The organism is Lutimonas saemankumensis (genome assembly GCF_020171465.1).
Lineage (GTDB): Bacteria > Bacteroidota > Bacteroidia > Flavobacteriales > Flavobacteriaceae > Lutimonas > Lutimonas saemankumensis.
The window spans coordinates 586,939-607,618 of the sequence record NZ_JAIUZR010000004.1 but is presented as its reverse complement, the minus strand read 5'-3'; the positions used below and the strand labels follow the sequence as shown (position 1 = coordinate 607,618).

The 20,680-nt window shown below is 38.9% G+C and carries 19 protein-coding genes and 1 tRNA gene; 13 read left to right on the top strand and 7 right to left on the bottom strand.

The genetic code is table 11. The features are described 5' to 3' along the window. Positions 1-10: 10 nt before the first annotated feature. The gene (locus LCM02_RS10470; protein ID WP_224929233.1) at positions 11-1,270 is read right to left on the bottom strand and encodes an efflux RND transporter periplasmic adaptor subunit; all 1,260 of its coding nucleotides are present in this window, start codon (positions 1,268-1,270) and stop codon (positions 11-13) included. Positions 1,271-1,700: 430 nt separating this feature from the next. Here LCM02_RS10470 and LCM02_RS10465 point away from each other — a divergent pair, with 430 nt between their 5' ends. The 4 genes from LCM02_RS10465 (at position 1,701) to LCM02_RS10450 (ending at position 5,766) form a co-directional block, all read left to right on the top strand. Beyond that, positions 1,701-3,083 carry a sigma-54-dependent transcriptional regulator gene (locus LCM02_RS10465; RefSeq protein ID WP_224929230.1) on the top strand — a complete coding sequence of 461 codons (1,383 nt, stop codon included), beginning with the start codon at positions 1,701-1,703 and terminating at the stop codon, positions 3,081-3,083. Between the two features lie 8 nt (positions 3,084-3,091). Next, positions 3,092-4,468 carry a sensor histidine kinase gene (locus tag LCM02_RS10460; RefSeq protein WP_224929227.1) on the top strand — a complete coding sequence of 459 codons (1,377 nt, stop codon included), beginning with the start codon at positions 3,092-3,094 and terminating at the stop codon, positions 4,466-4,468. Positions 4,469-4,589: 121 nt separating this feature from the next. Further along, positions 4,590-5,120: a TlpA family protein disulfide reductase gene (locus tag LCM02_RS10455; RefSeq protein WP_224929224.1), complete on the top strand. Its 531-nt coding sequence runs from the start codon at positions 4,590-4,592 to the stop codon at positions 5,118-5,120. A 4-nt stretch (positions 5,121-5,124) separates the two neighbouring features. After that, a complete protein-coding gene (locus LCM02_RS10450; RefSeq protein WP_224929221.1) occupies positions 5,125-5,766 on the top strand; it encodes a thioredoxin family protein in 642 nt (213 codons plus the stop codon). 60 nt (positions 5,767-5,826) lie between these two features. Here the strand turns inward: LCM02_RS10450 and LCM02_RS10445 are convergent, their stop codons facing one another. Then, on the bottom strand, positions 5,827-7,830 hold the full coding sequence (locus LCM02_RS10445; protein WP_224930214.1) for a urocanate hydratase: 2,004 nt from the start codon (positions 7,828-7,830) through the stop codon (positions 5,827-5,829). A 33-nt stretch (positions 7,831-7,863) separates the two neighbouring features. Further along, the gene (hutH, locus tag LCM02_RS10440) at positions 7,864-9,411 is read right to left on the bottom strand and encodes a histidine ammonia-lyase (RefSeq protein ID WP_224929218.1); all 1,548 of its coding nucleotides are present in this window, start codon (positions 9,409-9,411) and stop codon (positions 7,864-7,866) included. A gap of 80 nt (positions 9,412-9,491) precedes the next feature. Here hutH and LCM02_RS10435 point away from each other — a divergent pair, with 80 nt between their 5' ends. The 3 genes from LCM02_RS10435 (at position 9,492) to LCM02_RS10425 (ending at position 12,470) form a co-directional block, all read left to right on the top strand. Beyond that, the gene (locus tag LCM02_RS10435) at positions 9,492-10,400 is read left to right on the top strand and encodes a LysR family transcriptional regulator (RefSeq protein ID WP_224929215.1); all 909 of its coding nucleotides are present in this window, start codon (positions 9,492-9,494) and stop codon (positions 10,398-10,400) included. Positions 10,401-10,492: 92 nt separating this feature from the next. Next, positions 10,493-11,401: a sugar phosphate nucleotidyltransferase gene (locus LCM02_RS10430; protein WP_224929212.1), complete on the top strand. Its 909-nt coding sequence runs from the start codon at positions 10,493-10,495 to the stop codon at positions 11,399-11,401. Between the two features lies 1 nt (position 11,402). Beyond that, positions 11,403-12,470: a phosphotransferase enzyme family protein gene (locus tag LCM02_RS10425; protein WP_224929209.1), complete on the top strand. Its 1,068-nt coding sequence runs from the start codon at positions 11,403-11,405 to the stop codon at positions 12,468-12,470. A 12-nt stretch (positions 12,471-12,482) separates the two neighbouring features. Here LCM02_RS10425 and LCM02_RS10420 read toward each other — a convergent pair whose 3' ends face one another. From LCM02_RS10420 to LCM02_RS10410, 3 genes are all read right to left on the bottom strand, one after another. Next, positions 12,483-12,821 (bottom strand): cupin domain-containing protein, encoded by a 339-nt coding sequence (locus LCM02_RS10420; RefSeq protein WP_224929206.1) that lies wholly within the window; start codon positions 12,819-12,821, stop codon positions 12,483-12,485. A gap of 244 nt (positions 12,822-13,065) precedes the next feature. Beyond that, positions 13,066-13,140 (bottom strand) — tRNA-Val (locus LCM02_RS10415). Between the two features lie 55 nt (positions 13,141-13,195). Then, positions 13,196-13,981 (bottom strand): hypothetical protein, encoded by a 786-nt coding sequence (locus LCM02_RS10410; RefSeq protein WP_224929203.1) that lies wholly within the window; start codon positions 13,979-13,981, stop codon positions 13,196-13,198. A gap of 161 nt (positions 13,982-14,142) precedes the next feature. Here LCM02_RS10410 and LCM02_RS10405 point away from each other — a divergent pair, with 161 nt between their 5' ends. The 3 genes from LCM02_RS10405 (at position 14,143) to LCM02_RS10395 (ending at position 16,289) form a co-directional block, all read left to right on the top strand. Further along, on the top strand, positions 14,143-14,817 hold the full coding sequence (locus tag LCM02_RS10405; protein WP_224929200.1) for a hypothetical protein: 675 nt from the start codon (positions 14,143-14,145) through the stop codon (positions 14,815-14,817). Continuing rightward, positions 14,818-15,924 carry a BamA/TamA family outer membrane protein gene (locus LCM02_RS10400; RefSeq protein WP_224929197.1) on the top strand — a complete coding sequence of 369 codons (1,107 nt, stop codon included), beginning with the start codon at positions 14,818-14,820 and terminating at the stop codon, positions 15,922-15,924. 92 nt (positions 15,925-16,016) lie between these two features. Beyond that, a complete protein-coding gene (locus LCM02_RS10395) occupies positions 16,017-16,289 on the top strand; it encodes a hypothetical protein (RefSeq protein WP_224929194.1) in 273 nt (90 codons plus the stop codon). Between the two features lie 30 nt (positions 16,290-16,319). On the opposite strand, the gene LCM02_RS10390 is transcribed toward LCM02_RS10395, so the two are convergent. After that, a complete protein-coding gene (locus LCM02_RS10390; RefSeq protein WP_224929191.1) occupies positions 16,320-17,915 on the bottom strand; it encodes a hypothetical protein in 1,596 nt (531 codons plus the stop codon). 336 nt (positions 17,916-18,251) lie between these two features. Between LCM02_RS10390 and LCM02_RS10385 the strand changes: the two genes are divergently transcribed. The 3 genes from LCM02_RS10385 (at position 18,252) to LCM02_RS10375 (ending at position 20,679) form a co-directional block, all read left to right on the top strand. Continuing rightward, entirely contained in the window at positions 18,252-19,730 is a 1,479-nt protein-coding gene (locus tag LCM02_RS10385; RefSeq protein ID WP_224929188.1) for a hypothetical protein, read from the top strand. 47 nt (positions 19,731-19,777) lie between these two features. Further along, positions 19,778-20,032, top strand: coding sequence for a hypothetical protein (locus LCM02_RS10380; RefSeq protein WP_224929183.1), 255 nt, complete (start codon positions 19,778-19,780; stop codon positions 20,030-20,032). A gap of 98 nt (positions 20,033-20,130) precedes the next feature. Next, positions 20,131-20,679: a nuclear transport factor 2 family protein gene (locus LCM02_RS10375; protein ID WP_224929180.1), complete on the top strand. Its 549-nt coding sequence runs from the start codon at positions 20,131-20,133 to the stop codon at positions 20,677-20,679. Position 20,680: the final 1 nt, after the last annotated feature.

Below are 20,680 nucleotides of genomic sequence, written 5' to 3'. Positions count from 1 at the left end.
AATTTTAGTATTATTTGATTTCGATTGTTTCATAATTTTTAAAATCCTGGTAGGACGAGCTGATAAATCTTTCTCCAGCCTCAAGTCCTTCAAGAACCTGATAGTAACCAGGGTTATTGTTTCCAAGTTTGATATACCTTTTGTGCGCTTCTCCCTGATCGTTCAGAACAAAAACATATTGACCACCTGAGGCCTGGAAATAATTTCCTCTTGGTATCATCACGGAGTGCTGGGCCTTTGAAAGCTCTAGTCTGACCTGAACGGATTGACCTATGGTAATTGCCTCAGGCACTTCACCAACAAATTCCAATTCAATTTCAAACTGTCTGTTGTTAACTTCAGGAAGGACCTTTTTAACTTTTAGGTCAATCAACTGGCCATCAAAAGAAAATCTTGCAAGTTGGCCCGGTTTAACGGTGCTTAAATAGTATTCATCCACTCTTCCCTTTATCTTAAATCCTGATTGAATATCTATTTTTGCTACGGTCTGATTTCTGCCGTAAGATTCTCCAATAACAGGATCGAAAGATGATAACATACCGCTTACGGGTGCCCGAACTAGCATTTTTTCAATGTTTTCATGAATCAGTTCAAGGTTTCGCTGCATCATTTCAATGGATTTATTGATCTGCTCGATCTGAACTTTATTATCAAGACTGCTTTTTCTCACATTGTTACTCAATAGATTTCTTTTTTCTCTTTCATAGCGATAGCTTTCCCTTATATCTATAAAATCGTTTTTAGCGATTACATCTTTTCCATAAAGAATGGAATCTGTTTTATAGCGTCGGGTAGTTTCAGCAAGACTGTTTTCACTGTCAATCAGGGATTCGTCCAGATTTCTCTGGTCCTTCTCAAGAGATAATTTTAAATTTCTCAGGTTATTGATCTGTTCTACAATTGCCGTCTCCTGATTTAAATAGCCCAAGGTTGCTGTTGGGTTGCTCAGGTGAATCAATGGTGTTCCTTTCTCAACGAATACACCATCTTCAACAAAAATTTCCTTTACAGATCCTCCTTCCAGTGTGTTGACAAGAACCAGGTTTATGGGTTCAATATCACCATCGATCAATATCATGTCCTGAAACTGGCCTTCTATAACTTCCTTAACTGTAATTCTTGAAGCATCAGCCTTAAAGATTTTTTTGTTGAAAGATTTAAATCCAAAAAAAGCCAGTAACACAAAGAGAATGGAACCAGTGATATATGTAATCTTTTTTCTGGTCCATTTCTTTTTTTCAATCCTCTTATCCATACCAAGTTGTCTCATTTTTAGACATTCTGCTTTTTAAAGTTTGTAATTTCTGTAAGTTGACCACTGAACTCTTCTGCTGTTTCTAAAGAGTAGGTGTAATTCGTGACTTCTGCTTTCGGTTGTGGTGTTATATAATATCGTTTTCATATCTTTTAATTTAAGGGGTTTCAATTTTGGTTTCAACATTAATGCTACATAAGAATCGCTTCGAGAGCATTAATTATACTTATTACTATATTTATTAAAATACCTATCATAACTTTTGAATTTTGGGGTCTGCCCTTTTTAGTTCAATCTACGTGCCACAACTTTTACATTTTTTAAACCCCTGTAAAACAACTATTTAAGATTTTTACAAAAATTTATAAGTGTTCATTTTCGGACAAAACGTTGTTCGTTTTCGAACATTTCGTACTTTAGGCGAATAATTTATGCGTTGTGTAAAATGGCAAAAACAGATGCGACAATACTTATAATCGATGATGACGAGGATATTCTTTTGTCGGCTAAACTTCTCCTGAAAAAGCATTATTCAAAAGTTCTTATAAAAGACACACCCAAGGAACTGAACCAATTATTGTCTTCAGAGCCTATTGATGTCATCGTTCTGGATATGAATTACAGAATTGGTTTCAATGATGGAAAGGAAGGAATGTATTGGCTGAGGCATATATTGGATGTAAGGCCGGAGATGGTAGTTATTTTGATGACGGCTTATGGGGAAGTAGAATTGGCTGTCAACGCTATAAAAAAAGGTGCTTTCGATTTTATTCTGAAGCCCTGGACCAATGAAAAATTTCTTGCTACTATTCAAGCAGGACTTAAGTTAAGCAAAAGCCGTAACAAGGTAACGCTGCTTACGGGAGCAAAAGAAGTTCTGGAAAAGGATATTGATCAGAAGTTTGGCCCCATAGTAGGTAAATCAAAAGAAATGATGAAGTTGATGGAAGTGGTGGATAAGGTGAGTGTGACCGACGCAAATATTTTGATTCTTGGCGAAAACGGAACGGGAAAACAGCATTTAGCCCGTGAAATTCACAAAAGATCTCATGTGAAAGAAGGGCCATTTGTACATGTTGATTTAGGTGCCTTATCGGAGAATTTGTTTGAAAGCGAACTGTTTGGACACATGAAAGGGTCCTTTACAGATGCCCATGAGGATAAGCCAGGTAGATTTGAACTTGCAGAAAACGGAACCCTTTTTTTGGATGAAATAGGAAATCTTCCCTACAATCTGCAGTCTAAATTGCTTACGGTTTTGCAGGACAGAAAAGTTTCCAGGATCGGAGAAAGTTTGGAACGACCCTTTAATGCCAGATTATTATTTGCTACTAATGCTCCCTTAAAGGAATGGGTAGATGAAGGTAAATTCAGACAGGACCTGATGTTCAGGATCAACACTGTTGAATTAGAAATACCTCCGTTAAGAGTCCGACCGGAGGACATTGAGGAATTTGTTTTTCACTTTCTGGAAATATTCAAGCGCAAATACCATAAATCGAATCTAAGCATTAACAAGGACGCAATTGACCTCTTAAGGGAACACAGCTGGCCGGGGAACGTCAGGGAAATTCAACATACCATTGAGAGGGGTGTGATTATGTCAGACGGTCATGAAATTAGAATTACGGATTTCAACCTTTCTGCTGCTCCTCCCGCGGCTTCTTCCCCTGTGCATGAAATAGAAAACCTCAATATTCATGAAATAGAAAAAATGTTAGTGGAGAAAGCACTCGAAAAGCACGACGGAAATATTTCAAAAGCTGCAAAGGAACTGGGCCTTACCAGAGCGGCCTTGTACCGAAGACTGGAAAAATTTAATTTATAAGGATTTATATGATTAAAAGATTTACCATACAAGTTACCCTTCGAATTTTTATAATTCTTTTGTTCTGTGTTTTGTTTTCTTATTTTCTTGTTAAGAATTTCTGGTTCAGCAGCGCGGGAATCGCGGCTTTGATTATCCTGCAGGTTTATTTTTTGATCCGTTACGTGAACAACACAAATTATTCGCTGGTTAAGTTTTTAGACGCCTTAAAAACGGAGGATTATTCGGTTTATTTTTCGCCTACTAAAAAAGGAGATTCTTTCTCTAAAGTCTACGATGATTTTAACCTGATCATCAAGATCTTCAAACGAAATAAAATCGAGAAAGAGGCTCAGTATAAATATTTCAAATACATCCTTGAACATGTGAACCTCGGGATTATTTCAATTAAAAAGGAGGATTTATACAACCATCATTCAGCTTCTGAAATCTTGTTTTTAAATAAGGCTGCATGCGATATTTTACAACAACCCCAGCACAAATACTGGCATAGAATTGCATCAAATTTACCCTGGCTGGAGAGCGAGATCAAAAAACTGGAAAACGGAGGTAAGTCCCTGATTGATTTTGGAGATGATATCCAGAGAAAGCAATTGTCACTTGAGGTCATGGAAATTCAGTTGCTAAACGCTCCGTATTTAATTATTGCATTTCAGGATATCAGATCAGAGATCGAACAGAAAGAAATTGAAGCCTGGCATAATGTAATCAGAATTCTGGCTCATGAAATGCTTAATTCCTTTACCCCGGTGAGCAGCCTGGCTTCTACCATTAAAAGTATAACAGAAACAGAGAGCGGTGCCACAATCGGTTTGAATGATCTGGATAGTGAGGATATAGAGGATATTAATACAGCGGCATCTACCATAAAAAAAAGATCTGACGGATTGTTGGCTTTTGTCCAGGATTACCGCACAATTGCCAGCATACCGGTACCAAAAATGGAACCCGTCAATGTGAAAGGTTTCTTGTCCGAAATGGAGTTGCTTATGGCCTCGGCATCAAAAGAGGCAGGAGTTGAAGTCAGTTTACTTCCGATTCCTGCGAATGCCACTGTACATATGGATAGAAAGCTCATTGAACAAGTGATCATTAACCTTATCAATAACGGTCTTCATGCTTTAAAAGGAATTGAGAACCCATGGATTAAATTGAGCTGTCTGGTAGAACAGGACAAGAGTATAATCATGGTTTCGGACAATGGTAAAGGGATCGAGGAAAAAATATTGAATCAGATTTTTATTCCATTTTTTACTACTAAGAAGAATGGCTCGGGAATTGGCCTGAGTCTTTCCAAAAACATCTTAAAAAAACATGGAGGCAACCTTCTTGTGAGTTCTGAACCAGGAGTTAGAACTACATTTTCACTGATATTCAAGAATTGACAGGTTGCAATTTACGGGTCTTCAATCTTGATTTTTAATTCGTTAAAGTTTTTATAAAATTGTTAATTCGTCATTTTGGAGTGGTGATAAAATATAAATTTGTTGAAACGAACCCTCTGAAATGAAGTATTTTATCATTGCATTTGTCTTATTATTGTCGTTTTCTTGTTCTAAGAAAGAGAGCCAGCAAGGAACTAGTTTTAAGGTTGAAAAAGGTGAAAAACAAGAGAATACGGATATTGAAGTCTATGATTTTAATGAGCTTGAAAATTTCCTTAAATCAGAGGATGATATGTTACTCGTAGTTAACTTCTGGGCAACCTGGTGCAAGCCCTGCATTGAGGAATTACCCTATTTTGAAGCTCTTCAGGAAAATCATAAATCAAAAGTAAAAGTTATTCTTGTAAGTCTTGATTTTCCAAATAAACTGGAAAGTCAACTCAAACCTTTCGTGAATAGAAAAGAGTTGAAGTCACAAGTGATATTACTGGATGACCCTTACGAAAATGAATGGATTCCCAAGGTCGATGCTTCTTGGAGCGGAGCCATTCCTGCAACACTTATGATTTACAAGGATAAAAAGGCCTTTTACGAAAGGTCATTTACTCAGGAAGAACTCGAATACGAACTATCAGAATTTATAAAAACCTAATATTATGAAAAACAAACATTATATCTTGTTGTTGACCGTTATTTCCCTTTCAACAATAATCTCAGTATTTGCCTTCTCCGGAATTAATGCCGGGGTCTCAGATTTTATTTTTAGTTATAAAATAGGTGACAAAGCAGACGATTTCAGGTTAAAAAATGTAGATGGGAAAATGGTGTCACTTTCCGATTTTAAAGAAGCCAAAGGGTTCATTGTTATTTTTACCTGTAACACCTGTCCTGTATCTGTAGCTAACGAAGACCGAATCATTGAACTGAACAAGAAGTATAAAAGCAAGGGCTTTCCTGTTATTGCCATTAATCCGAATAATCCGGAGGTTTCAGGCGGAGACAGTTATGAACTTATGAAGGTCAGAGCCAAGGAAAAAGGATTTGACTTTCCTTATTTATTCGACGAAGGGCAAAAAGTTTATCCAAAGTATGGCGCGTCAAAAACTCCTCATGTATACGTGTTGGAGAAGCAAGACAAGGATCTGATCGTTCAATATATTGGTTCAATTGATGATAGTGCCAGAAATGAAGGAAGTGTGAAGACCAGATATGTTGAAAATGCAGTTGATGCCCTGTTGAAAGGAATGCCTGTAGAGTTGGCAAGTACCAAGGCAATTGGCTGTTCTATTAAAAAGTAACTCTTTTTAATTTAAGATATTTAAAAGCCCATTTTAAAATGGGCTTTTTTTGGATCAATTCTAAATGTCAAGATTATCCAGTAAATTCTCTTCAACTAGATTAGGAAGGGTAACCTTAAGATCCGGAGACCTGTCCATTTCTCTTTTGATAGCGAACAACGCCTCTTTATTCCTGGCCCAGCTGCGTCTGGCAATTCCATTATTGACGTCATAAAACAACATGGAACGGAGTTGTTTTTCTGCTTGCTGAGAACCGTCCAGTACCATTCCAAATCCTCCGTTACTCACTTCTCCCCAGCCTACGCCACCGCCATTGTGAATTGACACCCAGGTAGCACCTCTGAAACTATCACCAATGACATTGTGAATTGACATATCAGCTGTAAACTGGCTTCCGTCGTAAATATTACTGGTTTCCCTGAAAGGTGAGTCTGTTCCGCTTACATCGTGATGATCCCTGCCGAGAACAATAGGAGCCGAAATTTTTCCATCAGCAATGGCATCGTTAAAAGCAGAGGCAATTTTTGCCCTTCCTTCGGCGTCAGCATAAAGAATTCTCGCCTGCGAGCCTACAACCAATTTGTTCTTTTTTGCATTTTTAATCCAGATGATATTGTCATTCATTTGCAGCTGAATTTCTTTAGGGGCACCTTCCTGGATTTTTCTCATAACCTCCAAAGCAATCTGATCAGATTTATCAAGATCTTCTGCATTACCTGAGGTGCATACCCACCTGAACGGGCCAAACCCGTAGTCAAAACACATGGGGCCAAGAATGTCCTGTACATAAGTAGGATAAATGAATTCTCCTTCTTTTTCACCCATAATATCTGCTCCTGCCCTTGAGGCTTCCAGAAGAAACGCGTTCCCGTAATCGAAAAAGTAAGTTCCTTTTGCAGCATGCCTGTTGATGGCTGATGCCTGTCTTCGTAACGATTCCTGAACCAATTTCTTAAACCCATCCGGATCTTCGCTGATCATTTTGTTGGCATCATCAAAACTAAGTCCAACCGGGTAATAACCACCAGACCAGGGGTTGTGAAGTGAAGTCTGATCAGACCCCACATGGATAAAAATATTTTCTTTATCAAACCTTTCCCATACATCCACAACGTTCCCGTGAAATGCGATTGATAAAACTTCGAGATTTTCTTTTGCCTCTTTTACGCGCTCAACGAGCTCATCCATATCGTCAATAATGACGCTGGCCCAGCCTTGCTCATACCTTTTTCGAGCCGCCTTTTCATTGACTTCGGCGCATATAGTGATACATCCAGTTATATCTCCGGCTTTGGGTTGAGCTCCGCTCATTCCACCAAGGCCAGAGGTCAGAAACACCTTGCCTTTTGTGGTTTCACCTTCTTTGAGAATCTTTCTAAACGCATTCATCAGGGTAATGGTTGTTCCGTGCACAATTCCCTGAGGGCCTATGTACATAAATGAACCGGCAGTCATCTGACCGTATTGAGTAACACCAAGTGCATTGTATTTTTCCAGATCATCGGGTTTAGAATAATTGGGAATCATCATTCCATTGGTTACAATGACTCTGGGAGCCTTTTTATCAGAAGGGAACAAACCCATGGGATGGCCTGAGTACATATGAAGTGTCTGCTCCTCTGTCATCTGGCTCAAATATTTCATGCAAAGCAGGTATTGTGCCCAGTTTTGAAATACAGCACCATTACCACCGTAAGTAATGAGTTCTTCGGGATGCTGAGCCACGGCTGGATCAAGGTTGTTCTGAATCATGAGCATTATGGCCGCAGCTTTTCTGGATTTTGAGGGGTAGTCTTCGATGGGCCGGGCATACATCTTGTAATCCGGTTTAAAGCGATACATATAGATTCTTCCGAAATCTTTAAGTTCACTGAGGAACTCTTCGGATAATTCTTTATGCCAGGCTTTTGGGAAATATCGCAAAGCATTTCGGATGGCCAGTTTTTTTTCTTCTTTTGTTAAAATATCTTTCCTTTTAGGAGCTCTGTTTACTCCTTTGGGATAGGTTTTTTTACCAGGAAGTTGTTCCGGAACCCCCTGAATAATCTGATCTTTAAAGGTCATTGTATTTTTTTCTGAAATCATACGTCGTAGAAATTAATAGGATTCAAATAATTCGTCATAATCACCAAAGCCCTCGCAATGAAAAGCTACGGTCGATAGTAATTCTCTTTCCTTGATAAGTTCGATGGCTTTTTCAATATCCAGTGAAAATATTCTGTCTTCTGAAGCAAAACTTACACACTCTCTAATCGTATCGTGGACATCATCGAGCACTTCACTTGACAATAAGGGCTTTCTGAAATCAAAAGCCTGAGCCGCACAAAGAAGTTCAATCGCAAGAATTTTTTCGAGGTTATCAATAACACGCAGGGCTTTTCTGCCGCCAATTGACCCCATACTTACATGATCCTCCTGACCTAGTGAGGTAGGAATGCTGTCGGCACTTGAAGGGAAACAAAGTCCCTTATTTTCACTGACCAGTGCAGCTGAAGTATATTGCAGGATCATAAATCCTGAATTTAAGCCCGAATCCTCAAACAACAGCCTTGGGGTGCCTTCATATTTTCCTTCAAGTGAAAGGTACGTTCTTCTGTCTGAGATGCTGCCTAATTCGGCGGCAGCCAGACAGGCATAATCTAATGGGAGGGCCAGTGGCTGCCCATGAAAACTACCACCGCTAATGATCAGATCTTCGGATATGATTACCGGGTTATCGGTTACCGAATTCATCTCGGTTTCCACAGATTCTTTTAGATGTAACCAGGCGTTTCTTGAGCTTCCGTGTACTTGAGGCATGCAACGCAAAGAATAAGGATCCTGGACTTTGCCACAAAACATATGGGATTTTCCGATCTGGGAGTCTTTCAGGAATTGACTGATCCTTTGAGCCACATGAATGTTCCCCTTGAATGGCCTGGTCTTGTGAAGTTCTTCATGAAAAGGCATTTGCGATCCCATAAGCCCTTCGATCATCAGGCTTCCAATGATATCAGCATGAGAGAGGCAGTTGTAAAGTTTATCCACACACATCACTGCATGAGCCAAAATAAACTGGGTTCCGTTGATTAAGGCGAGTCCTGCTTTAGGATGAAGTTTTAAAGGCTCTAAATCGTGATCTTTTAATGCCTCTGAGGAATTCATGGTTTTATTTTTATACATCACTTTACCCTCTCCGATCAAGGGAAGAAAAAGATGGGAGAGAGGAGCCAGATCACCCGAAGCCCCGACTGATCCTTGCTCAGGAACAACAGGAATCACATCTTCCTCAATATGCCAAAGTATTCTGTCTAAAACAGCTAAAGAAATTCCGGAGTATCCTTGGCAAAGCGAATGCATTTTTAAGATGAGCATCAATTTTGCGAGTTCCTTATCAATGGAATCTCCGACCCCGACAGAATGACTGAGCAGAATCTTTCTTTGAAGCTCTGTGGTGTCATTTTTTGAAATGATCGTATCGCAAAGTGGCCCAAAACCTGTATTGATGCCATACACGGCCTTATCTTTTTTTACAGTTTCCAAAACAATATTGTGGGAGGCTGAAATTTTCTCTCTGGACTTGTTGGATATGCCTGCTTTTAACTCTTTTCGGAGTATAGCCAGTGCCTTACCGGTAGTCAAAGTATCTGATCCGTATTTGAACATGATTGCTGCTTTTCAATTGTATCAAATTTACGATTATATTTGATGCTTTATAATACCATTATTATCATAAATCAATAACTATGAGTTATCAAATAGAATTGAGACATATGAGGTATTTTCTGGCAGTTTCAGAAGAACTTCATTTTAGAAGAGCAGCTGAAAGGCTGTTTATCTCACAACCTGGACTAAGCCGTCAAATTAAACAAATGGAAAAAACCATGGGCATTGATCTCTTTGAGCGAAACAATCGTAAAGTCATTTTGACCAAGGCAGGAAGGTACCTACAGGAGGAGATCAAATTATTGATAAAACATCTTGATGACAGTATTGAACATGCTCAGATGATTCATGAAGGTATGGAAGGGCAGATTAGTTTTGGCTATGTGGGTTCTGCGATGCAAAACGTAATTCCCGAGTTGTTGCTGAAAATCAGGGAAGAGCACCCTAATGTACATTATTCACTAAGGGAAATGGAAAACCCTGACCAGGTTGATGCCCTGATGCGCAAAGAAATCGACCTCGCTTTTGTAAGGCTTGACAAGGTGCCCAAGGGGCTCGAAATAGCACCGGTTTTTGAAGACACATTTTCCCTGGTATTGCCCAAGGATCATCCTGTTGACCAAAAAAGTTTCAGTTCTTTGAGACGATTTAAAGAAATGCCTTTCATTCTTTTTGAGCAATCCTATAGCCCCGCCTATCACGAACAAGTAATGGAACTTTTTAAGAAGAGTGGTTTTCAACCTGTAATTTCCCATAACACCGTCCATGCAAGTACCATATTTAGACTGGTTGAAAATAATCTGGGCATTTCAATTGTGCCTACCTCCCTTCAATTGGGCTATGACATGAATGTAAAGTTTATCGAACTGGATAAGTTTAAACAGCGTACCCTGTTGTCTGTTGCCTGGAATAAGGACAACAGAAACCCAATACTCAATAGGATACTTTCAAAAATAATCCCGGGGAGAGAGTTGGAGGATATGGGGTAATGGTGACTATACAACTTCTGGAAAAAGTATAAATCAAAATCTCCTTCCCTAAAAGCCAATAGTTTTGTACATTCGTCGGAAAATTTAAAAGCATGGGAACCGAAAAACCAACCTTGGTGATCCTGGCGGCAGGAATTGGAAGCCGATACGGAGGATTGAAACAATTAGATACTTTTACCCCAGAAGGAGACACGATCATAGATTTTTCCATTTATGATGCGCTTCAGGCCGGATTTGGAAAGTTTGTTTTTATCATTCGAAAAAGTATTGAAAAGGATTTTAGAGCGGAGATTGACCCGAAGTTAGCTGGAAAAGCTGAGGTAGCGTATGTCTTCCAGGAACTGGACAGAGTACCCGAAAAATATTTCAATCCTGATCGTGTCAAGCCCTATGGGACGGGCCATGCCATGTTGATGGCGAAAGATGCTGTAAAAGAAAACTTTGCCATTATTAATGCGGATGATTTTTATGGTAGAGAAGCTTTTGTAGAGATGGCTGCCTATTTGCGATCTATTGATAAAAATTCACATGATTTTGGCACCATGGCTTACCTGCTGAAAAATACCATTTCTGAACACGGATTTGTCTCAAGAGGAGAATGTGCTGTAAGCGAGGACGGATATCTTACAAATGTTGTTGAGAGGACTCATATTGAAAGAATTGACGGTGTTTTAATGCGCAAGGATGATAACGGGAGTTTTATTCCAATTGATGAAGACACTGTGGTTTCAATGAATTTCTGGGGATTTACGCCGAGATGCTTTGAGTATACTGAAAGCCTGTTTGAAACCTTTCTGGAAGACAATAAGGACAACCTTAAATCGGAGTACTACATTCCTTTAATTGTCAATGGCTATATTGAGAATGGAACTGGATCGGTAAAGGTACTTACTTCGGATGCCAAATGGTTTGGAGTAACGTATAAAGAGGATAAGGAATCTGTTCAGAAGGAGATTCAGGCCCTGAAGGAGAAAAACGTATATCCAAGACATTTATGGTAAAATGAAGTCAATATCTGAAGATGTTTTTAAGTTCTTCTTACCGGAAGAAAACCTGGTTTCAGCAGAGGAATTGACATCGGGGCATATCAACGACACCTATCTTGTTAAAGGCGCTTCAGATAAAAGATATATTTTCCAAAAGATCAATAAGGATGTGTTTCCGGATGTTCCCGGCCTGATCATGAATAAGGTTCAGGTAAGCCGGCATTTGCATAAAAAACATACTCATCTTCCCGTATCTGAGAGGGAAAGAAGGGTTTTGACTTTTGTGCGATCCCATCAAGGAAGCTATCATTATTGGGATAAGAACGGAAATTACTGGAATGTTACTCTTTTTGTTGAAAAGAGTCAAAATTTTGAATCGGTGGAGGATAAATCAATTGCCTACGAAGGAGGCAAGCTCTTTGGATCCTTTATAAGGGACACAGAAGATTTTGATCCGGGCAAACTCATCGAAGTGATTCCAAAATTTCATGATATGTCTTTCCGATTTGATCAATTTGATCAGGCTCTTAAGGATTCCTCGGCGAAGCGCAGAGAAAGAGCTAAAAATTTGATCGAAAAAGCCCTTGCCTTAAGAACCGAAATGCAGCTTTTGGAAAACTTAAAAGATGATGGAGCAATCAGGATCAGGGTCACACATAACGACACGAAAATATCCAATGCCTTATTTGACCATGATGGAAAAGGTTTGTGCGTCATTGATACAGACACCATCATGCCCGGAATCATTCACTATGATTTTGGAGATGCGATAAGAACCATTTGTAATACAGCCCGGGAAGACGAAACCAATTTGGATCTTGTCAACTTTAACAAGGAATATTATGATTCCTATTTAAAAGGGTATCTGGAGGCTCTTGGAAATTCAGTTTCAGCGATGGAAAGGAAATATTTTCCACTGGCGGCCAAGACCATGATCTTTATAATGGCTCTTAGATTCCTTACAGATTATCTGAATAATGATGTCTATTATAAAACCAGCTATCCGGAACACAACCTGGACCGGTCAAAAAATCAATTTAAACTAATCGATTCTTTTGATTCGGTAATGGGAAAAGTATCCTAAGGCTGTCAGGATCTATTCCTGTTTGCTCCTGATCATAGTAAGCACCATTTTGAATTTTTGGATTGCCTTTAGTGCATGGGGTATATTTGCCGGCATTACAATGGATTCTCCCTTTTTTACAGATGCCGGGTGGCCATCGATCGTAATTTCAGCTTCTCCTTCAACAATGTGTACCAAAGCATCAAACGGTGTGGTATGCTCACTTAACCCTTCATCCTTATCGAAGGCAAAAAGTGAAATATTTCCGTTGTTTTTTTTCAGTATATGTTTACTGACAACAGCATTTTCTGCATAATCAATACTTTCATTAAAATTAAATTTTTCTCCTTTTTTGAACTCGTTTGCTGCCATATCGATGTTGTATTTATTGGAATGACAAAAATAAGATCTTGAGTCTTTAAATAAATGATATTTGTCACCTGGAGGATTAATATTGGATTACTGGCGTGATCCAGAGAAGATCCTCTTCTGCAAATACGATCCCGAGAGCTCCGCTCCTTTGGGATTTTTTGCTTAATCCCCTTAAAAGTGTAAACACTTTACGGGTCTAAAACAAAAAATCCCAGTGCCTGCGGCACCGGGATCGTATTCGATGTGGGTCATACTGGATTCGAACCAGTGACTTCTACCCTGTCAAGGTAACACTCTAAACCAACTGAGTTAATGACCCTTTATTCGTTTAAAAACGAGTGTCCAAAACTACAAATATTTTTGATATTTAAGGTTCAATCCCAACTACTTTTTGCCGGGTTATTTCTGGGAGGATTATTTACACTTTCAAGCAGGTTTTCCACTCGCCATTCACTTAGCTGTTTTATTCGGTTAAGGACATTGGCAGTCACCCGATTGTGCACTGCTTCCCATAAAGAACTTAGAAACCTTCGTTTTCCCTGCCATTCTTTTCGGCCAAAGAAATTGAAACCCACTCCAAAAACCAACTGTGATTTGGATGTCTCCCCCATTTCCGGAATAGAGGACCGGACATAGATGGCTAAAAACCCTATTGGATATCCTCCTGAGCATTCATAAAGCACATAGCGGGCATTGTCAAAGTCAAAATTATCCGGAACATCTTTTACTCTGACCGCTTTTAACAGAAACAATGGAATCAACGGTAATCCAAAGAAACTTTTCATCGATTTGAATGGATATCGTTTCCAGCCAAAAGGAAGCATTCGAATGTTTTTGAAATCATTATTAATTCGATCCACATTAGCGATATGGTTTGGCCAACAGCGCGGATTGCCGTCAAAGAGTATTAACTCATTGAAGATATTATTTACCGGGGCATCAATTCCAATTTTATTGATGTTTAACACAGAGTATTGATCGGAATCAATACCGATTCTTTGTATGATCCTGTTGTTGTATTGGTAGCGCTCTTCTGATGTATCAAATTTGATAAATGTATCATATTTTGGTTTATTTATAAAGAAGTTCGCAATATCTGATAGAATCCCTCTGCTGGGCATAGGAGGTTTTTTCTCAGAAGTATGTTCTTTAGAATTCATCTGTTGTGAATAGAGTATTAAGTTACCTATAAAATAAATGTTAATCAAGTGTGATGTTTCATAATGTTATTTTTATAATTTAGTTCAAGAGATGTGAAGCTTGATGAAACAAAATCCTGAGGCCTGAAAAGGTTCGACCTGACAATTTCTAAATTTATCCTATGTTCAATACCAAACCACGGATCCTGTTTATTTTTGTAAGTCTACTTTTGATTAGTATTCCTCTGTTGTCTCAAAATCAACAAGACTCAGTATCAGTCAAGACCCCTTTTCGCAAAGGCAGATGGATTACGGGACTTTCAGGATCCATTAGCTCAGGGTCCAATAGTCTTAAAAGCAGCAATTCTGGCATTAACAGGAACCAGTATTCCATTGATTTCCGGACTGGGAAATTTATAAAAGATAGATTATTAGTAGGCGGGCTTATATCTTTCTCAAGAGACAAATCAGACGAATTTGTGAAACGAACTGCAGAAACCCTTTTTGCTGCACCAATGGTAATGTGGTATTTGGCAGATGGGGAAAAAGGCTCCTTATTTTTGAATGGCGCCGGGGGATATGTAAGTTTCAGGGATGAATCAGGACTTGCCCAGGGGGAAGACCCCCCTCTAATTCTTATCGACGGAAATGGATTTGGAATTCTGTTAGGATTCGGATATTCCTATGTTTTGCATGACCGAGTGGTTTTTGGGCTTGGCCTGAATTACAATAATTCGTGGTTGTCCGCTGATGTGACTGAAACCCCTGAAAATAAAAAGTCAAAGGAGAACTTCACGGTTGCAGACCTTTCCTTTTCGTTTGGGTTTAGTGTCATTCTTGATAAATTCTTTTTTTAGATGAAATTACGAGTAAAATTTTTTATGTTTCTTTTCCTGAGTACAACTCATATTTTTTCTCAGTTTTCAGAGGAACCCTATGTTCCTATTGATTCTATTAAAGCCAAAAAGGTAAAGATCATTGGCCTTCCCATTGCATTTTACACGCCTGAAACCAACGTTGGATTTGGAGGGGGAGGACAGATATTTCTGCTTCAGAATTCTAATAAATACAATTTTCGAAAGTCCAATATTCTTGTGAGTGGAATCTATACCTTGAATAATCAGCTTCTCATTGATATCAATCCCGAAATATACCTGATGAAAGGAGATTATCTCCTTGACATGGCATATCAGTTCAAGATTTTTCCGAACTCCTTTTGGGGAATTGGTGGAGATACCCCTGATGAGAATATGGAAAGTTATAATATGACTTCCAATGAGTTCTCTGTGGCATTTATCAAAAGGTTACCACCCTTCCTGAATTTCGGTTTTGAATATTTTTTCAATGACTATGATATTACGGAAGTCGAAGAAGGAGGTATATTGGACGAGGGTGATGTTTTGGGTGCTGAAGGAGCCAGAATCACAGGGCTGGGAGTGATCTTCAACCAAGATAAACGGAATAATAACATATCTCCCAGCAAGGGCAATTTACTTCAGTTAAAAGCACAATTTTCAAGCCAGAATTTTGGAGCCAGCTCAGATTTTAACAGGTTCACTTTTGATGCAAGGGTCTTTGAGAAGGTTGGAAGGTCCAATGTGCTTGCCTTTCAGCTTTATTGGGAAGGGGTTTTTGGAGATGTACCATTTCAGGCCAAGTCATGGTATGGAGGAGGATCAAGGGCTAGGGGATACTTTCGTGGTCGATTTATAGATGACCTTCTGTATGTGTTTCAAGCGGAGTATCGATATAAATTTCACCAGAGATGGAGCGCTGCCGGATTTTTACTTGCCGGAGAAGTATCCGACAGGGTGGACAATTTTTTTCAAAATATAAAGCCGAGTGTTGGAGGAGGTATAAGATATAAATTCAATAAGAGTCAAGACACGCTACTTCGTCTGGATATTGGGGTTGGAATTGACGGAAACAGCGGATTTTATTTTGGAGTCAATGAAGCTTTCTGATTATTTGAAGGATAAGAAAAATATATAATATCTTTTAAATAGGTTTAAAATAGACCAAAATATGATACGGGTTTCTCAATAAAACTATAAATATGATTGAATACATTAAATATTTAGGCCTCATAGGAGTTCTGGGATTAGTTCCGTTTAAGTTTAAGATTCCGAAGGAAACTGATGGAAAAAAAATGCGCCTCCTTGGAGTATTGGGGCTGCTTGGATTACTGGGTATCTGGATAGGTCCTCTTGCGGCTTGTGGAGCATTTGGTGCATTCAGTTTGTGGAATCATCCGAACACAATTTTATCTAAATCCTCTTACCTGGGCTTTTTAGGGTTTATTGGTATTCTCACCTTTCTTTTTGTTTAGTTTGTTTGAACCAGAAAAGGACTAAAGGTTTCAGTCAATTATCACACCAATTTTATCAAATCCTTCAATTAAATGATCGACGAGAGTATCTTCTCTAATGTGAATTTTATGAAGGTACCTTCCACGTCTTTTAAAGTCTGGTCGCAATTTCAGCAGATTCTTCCATTCCTTTTTTGCCTCTTCTATACGTCCTAATTGTGCTAATGGAGGAATTCTGTACATGGGCCCCATGAAAGTTCCAGGCAATTGGAATCTACTAGCCTCTAAGCATGCATTTTTATAATCTCCATTTCTATAATGATTTAGGCAGCGGACCCCACTATACCAAGAGGGAATAAATACATTATCTTCGTATAGGTTGTCAATTAACTCTTTGCCAAACTCCCATTCACCAAAGAGAGAAAACCACATACCAAATAATCCTATTCCCATAGGGGTGTTGGGTAGCCACTTTTGTCCTTCTTCGAACAGTCGGTTCAAACGATCCCTTTCTCCATAGTAAAAGCTTTTGCTGGCCAGGGTAGTAAAAGCCAATTTATGGTTAGGGTTTAAGTTATAGGCCTTCTCGGACAACTCCCCCATGGTGACGTAGGCTTGCTCTGCTCCTGGTAAATCTTGAGAGTAAACGGTAGAATTGACGCTGGCTACAAGAGCATTGGCCAAAACAGAATTTGGCTCTTTTCCAATAAGGTCATAGGCTAGTTCATAAGACTCCTTAACGGATTCTGGAGTCAAGATAGTTTGGGCATGATAATGTTTTAAGAGAAGTTCCTGTTCATTTAGAGAAGCAGGTTTGCTGGCTAACAGAATTTCAAATCGTTTTTTATTCACACGACCATAGGCACCACCAAGGTTACCAGCAATATCTTTACTTACTTTTTCCTGAATTTCAAACATGGCGTCTTCATCTTTGTTGAAAACACAGCTGCTGGCCCAAACTTTTTCATTCTCCGGCACATGGATCAACCGAAAGCTTATTTTGATTTTTGATCCGATCCCTGCCAACTCCCCAAGAACCAGGAATTTGACACCATTTGCTTTTATTTGGTTCATAAGCGCCTCCTCAGAAACCGAACTATCCGGTTTCTTATTGATCCCGACCACTTTCAATTCATAGTATTTGGTCAAAACATCAGATAGTTCATGTGCAAATCCGAAAGCAAGATAATCGAGCTCTTCACTCCTTGAAAGGTTTTTAAATGGCAATACTGCGATAGAGTTTTCGCTCGTCTCGATGTCCGAAACCTGACTTGTTCTGATATCCTTTAATTTAGTATCTCTTTTAATGACAGTCGGACAATATCTCCCTTTTGGAATTTCAATTATTATGGGATCATCTTGTCCTTCTTCCAGGTAATAGATTTTAAGAGATCTTCTCAATCGACCTGCGTAGATCCTTACAAGAGTGTTTTGATCGGGGTCAAAATGCTCACCTTGTTCCAGCAGTTCAATAGCAATGGTATAACCTTTGAGCCGATCCCCTCTTCCTTTCAGGTACTCTTGCACGAGATAGGTCAAAAACTTGACCATAAGTGGTTTGCTGCTGAATTCCTTACTCTTGCAAATTCGTGACAGCTCTTTATGGACTTCATCCTTTTGAATATTTCCTTTTTGGCATGTTTCCATGTCTGATTTTAATGTTTAAAGTTACCGTAACACACGGTGTGTTACTAACATCATCTTCATTTTGTTACGACTTTTGTAGAACAATATACAAAATTACAATGCAGCAATATCAAGAACAAATTTGAATTGCCTCTTAAAAAATTGATTTTTCAGAAAGTAAGGAAGTCATCGAGCTTCTGAACTTGAACTATGCAATTTTTAATTTGTAATACTCAAAAGAATTCAAAGTTTCAATCAATAAAATAAATTACCATGACCAAACTATTTTTTAAGTTATTCTTAAATTCATTCATAGTTCTTTCATTTCTCCCCTGTGGTGCGCAAAATTCCTCAGATATGAACACAAATGTCTTGATTGCAAACGGGATTTCTCCAAGAGTCCTTGATTTTGCAGCGAACAGTGCTCTTCAGGATGGTTGGTTTAAAGAGAATGTGAAAGTGAAAGTAAGCTATTTGGGAAATGAAGAAGAATATTTTCTTCAGTCGATTTATGATCCTTCCTATACTGAGGGCCTTGATATTAGGATGGTAATTGACAGTGAAAATTCTTCCAAGAAGAGTAACAAGTTATTGAAAGAATCGATTAAGAACCTTCATCACTTCAGCAGACTCGTCGAGCAATATTTATACGATGAGACAACTATGAAAATTTTGAAAAATGAGGGAGGAGAAATAGTGGTTGAATATTTTTACAGAAGAATCTCAGTTGATCCGAGTATGACTCATGTCAAAAGGTTGAAGGGAGAGGTCTACCTGAAAAACGGGGAGCTGGAAATGGTCAAATTAACGAATACTCGGCCATTGAAAAAGGGAGTAGACAACTATGTGAAGATGGTGCATTTTGAAAAAATCCCCAATGGAATTGGGCATTTTGTCTCAAAGGCAGAAGAGAGTTATCAAGTCAGTCAAAAAGGAGAACCTTTGACGTTGCGGATAGAAACAGAAACTTTGACTTATGGCGAAAGAGATGGCGAAGTATTGTTTAACTCACAATCAAAAGAGAATGTGAGTATGTTTGAGAAACCAGACACATTGACGGTTAAACTAGGTGGAGTATTGCCATTTTTTGGAAAACCTGCAGCAAAACTGGGATATCAGTTACCCAGACCTGTTGGGGTGAGTCTCTTAACGCATGGTCAATCCCAAGAGTTACAATTTACAGGATTATCACTTGGACTGAATGGTGGAGATCTTGTCGAATTGGATGGGGTATTCTTACTGGAAGAATCGAGTTTAACACAATCTACATTGACTTACATCGCAAGGGCCGACGTTTGGATCTTTCCTTTCCTTAATGTAATGGGATTGGTTGGTCGAGCTGAAAACAATGTCAATGGGAATCTGGTGCTTACAGACGAAATCAAAGCCCTTCTGGAATTATTGGGACAGGATGTTCCGGATGCATTAAATCTCAATGTAGATGCTACGGCAAATTTGATAGGTGGAGGGGCCACCATGGCAGCAGGAATAGAGGACATTAACTTGACACTGAATTATCAATACTTAATCGCTGATGTGCCCGATGTGGGAGCTCGAACAAATGCGCAGACGCTAACCGCAATGATAGGTTATATGTTGCCTTTCGGAATGAATATTATGGCAGGTGCACAGGGACAATTTTATGATACTGAAATAGGTGGATCTATTAGTATTGGGGAGGATCAAACCCTTGATTATCTCGTGGATTTCGAACCAAGAAACTGGAATTTCTTTGGTGGAGTTTATAAAGGATTTGCAAAGCACTGGGAGATTACCCTTCAGGCTGGTATTGGTTCCAGGAATTCACTTACAGCAATGTTAGGATATCGATTCTAATTAAATCAAAAAGCACCCATTTTTGGATATCAATATAACTAAAGAGAATGCAAAAAAAACAAAAACAAATTTGGATTGAATCTTTGAAAATTGAATTTCCGGAATACAAGGAGGTCATCGAGACGCTCAACTGGGAAATAGATCATTATATAGAGCTTATCGAAGATTATCATATCTGCAAACAACAAATTAAAAAGTTGGAGGAGAAGAACGGATCAATTTTATTCCTCAAATTTAGTCAAGCCCAAAAGGACCTAGCAGAGGAAATCCACAAGATGCTTGCTTCCAGAAAACCGGAGTAACGATCAAATGTCCTCACTTTTTAAGAGCACTAATTTTTAGTCATCGATCAATTCAGTCAGGAACACAAATCAAAAAGAACCAATAAATAAGAAACATTATGAAACAATTAAAAGCAAATCAGTACACGCACGAATATGTTGCGGACAGGCTTCAAATTCAAGATTTAGGCACTCGATATGCCGTAGGTGTTGACCGTAGAGAATGGGATATCCTACGTTCATGTTTTACAGAAGATGCCATGATTGACTATACAGCGATGGGAGGTATAAGAGGCAATGTAGATGGTATTATTGACTTCTTAAGTACAGCTTTAGTGCCATTTGTAGGCCACCAGCACTTTATGCTTAATCATGAGATTGACATCCAGGGAGACAAAGCAATCGGTAGAGTTGGGTTCTATAACCCAATGCCGATCCAAACTGAAAATGGCGTTGTATTCTACATTTGTGGTGGTTGGTACATTGATGATTATGTGCGTACCGAAGATGGATGGAAAATCGCTGCTCGTAGCGAAGAGATGTCATTTGACACTTCAAAATTTCCAATGCTTCAGAATTTTCCTGAGCCAGGTCAACCATTAGAAAGTAATGAGTCCGTTCAATCCAAAGAAAGAAGAACTGCATTTAAAGAAAAATTCTACAAATAAA

Coding starts and splice junctions, on each gene's coding strand:
- LCM02_RS10460 (WP_224929227.1), top strand. CDS start 3,092: ATGATTAAAAGATTTACCATACAAGTTACCCTTCGAATTTTTATAATT.
- LCM02_RS10385 (WP_224929188.1), top strand. CDS start 18,252: ATGAACACAAATGTCTTGATTGCAAACGGGATTTCTCCAAGAGTCCTT.
- LCM02_RS10405 (WP_224929200.1), top strand. CDS start 14,143: ATGTTCAATACCAAACCACGGATCCTGTTTATTTTTGTAAGTCTACTT.
- LCM02_RS10395 (WP_224929194.1), top strand. CDS start 16,017: ATGATTGAATACATTAAATATTTAGGCCTCATAGGAGTTCTGGGATTA.
- hutH (WP_224929218.1), bottom strand. CDS start 9,411: ATGTTCAAATACGGATCAGATACTTTGACTACCGGTAAGGCACTGGCT.
- LCM02_RS10380 (WP_224929183.1), top strand. CDS start 19,778: ATGCAAAAAAAACAAAAACAAATTTGGATTGAATCTTTGAAAATTGAA.
- LCM02_RS10425 (WP_224929209.1), top strand. CDS start 11,403: ATGAAGTCAATATCTGAAGATGTTTTTAAGTTCTTCTTACCGGAAGAA.
- LCM02_RS10450 (WP_224929221.1), top strand. CDS start 5,125: ATGAAAAACAAACATTATATCTTGTTGTTGACCGTTATTTCCCTTTCA.
- LCM02_RS10470 (WP_224929233.1), bottom strand. CDS start 1,270: ATGAGACAACTTGGTATGGATAAGAGGATTGAAAAAAAGAAATGGACC.
- LCM02_RS10375 (WP_224929180.1), top strand. CDS start 20,131: ATGAAACAATTAAAAGCAAATCAGTACACGCACGAATATGTTGCGGAC.
- LCM02_RS10390 (WP_224929191.1), bottom strand. CDS start 17,915: ATGGAAACATGCCAAAAAGGAAATATTCAAAAGGATGAAGTCCATAAA.
- LCM02_RS10400 (WP_224929197.1), top strand. CDS start 14,818: ATGAAATTACGAGTAAAATTTTTTATGTTTCTTTTCCTGAGTACAACT.
- LCM02_RS10445 (WP_224930214.1), bottom strand. CDS start 7,830: ATGACCTTTAAAGATCAGATTATTCAGGGGGTTCCGGAACAACTTCCT.
- LCM02_RS10420 (WP_224929206.1), bottom strand. CDS start 12,821: ATGGCAGCAAACGAGTTCAAAAAAGGAGAAAAATTTAATTTTAATGAA.
- LCM02_RS10455 (WP_224929224.1), top strand. CDS start 4,590: ATGAAGTATTTTATCATTGCATTTGTCTTATTATTGTCGTTTTCTTGT.
- LCM02_RS10435 (WP_224929215.1), top strand. CDS start 9,492: ATGAGTTATCAAATAGAATTGAGACATATGAGGTATTTTCTGGCAGTT.
- LCM02_RS10430 (WP_224929212.1), top strand. CDS start 10,493: ATGGGAACCGAAAAACCAACCTTGGTGATCCTGGCGGCAGGAATTGGA.
- LCM02_RS10465 (WP_224929230.1), top strand. CDS start 1,701: ATGGCAAAAACAGATGCGACAATACTTATAATCGATGATGACGAGGAT.
- LCM02_RS10410 (WP_224929203.1), bottom strand. CDS start 13,981: ATGAATTCTAAAGAACATACTTCTGAGAAAAAACCTCCTATGCCCAGC.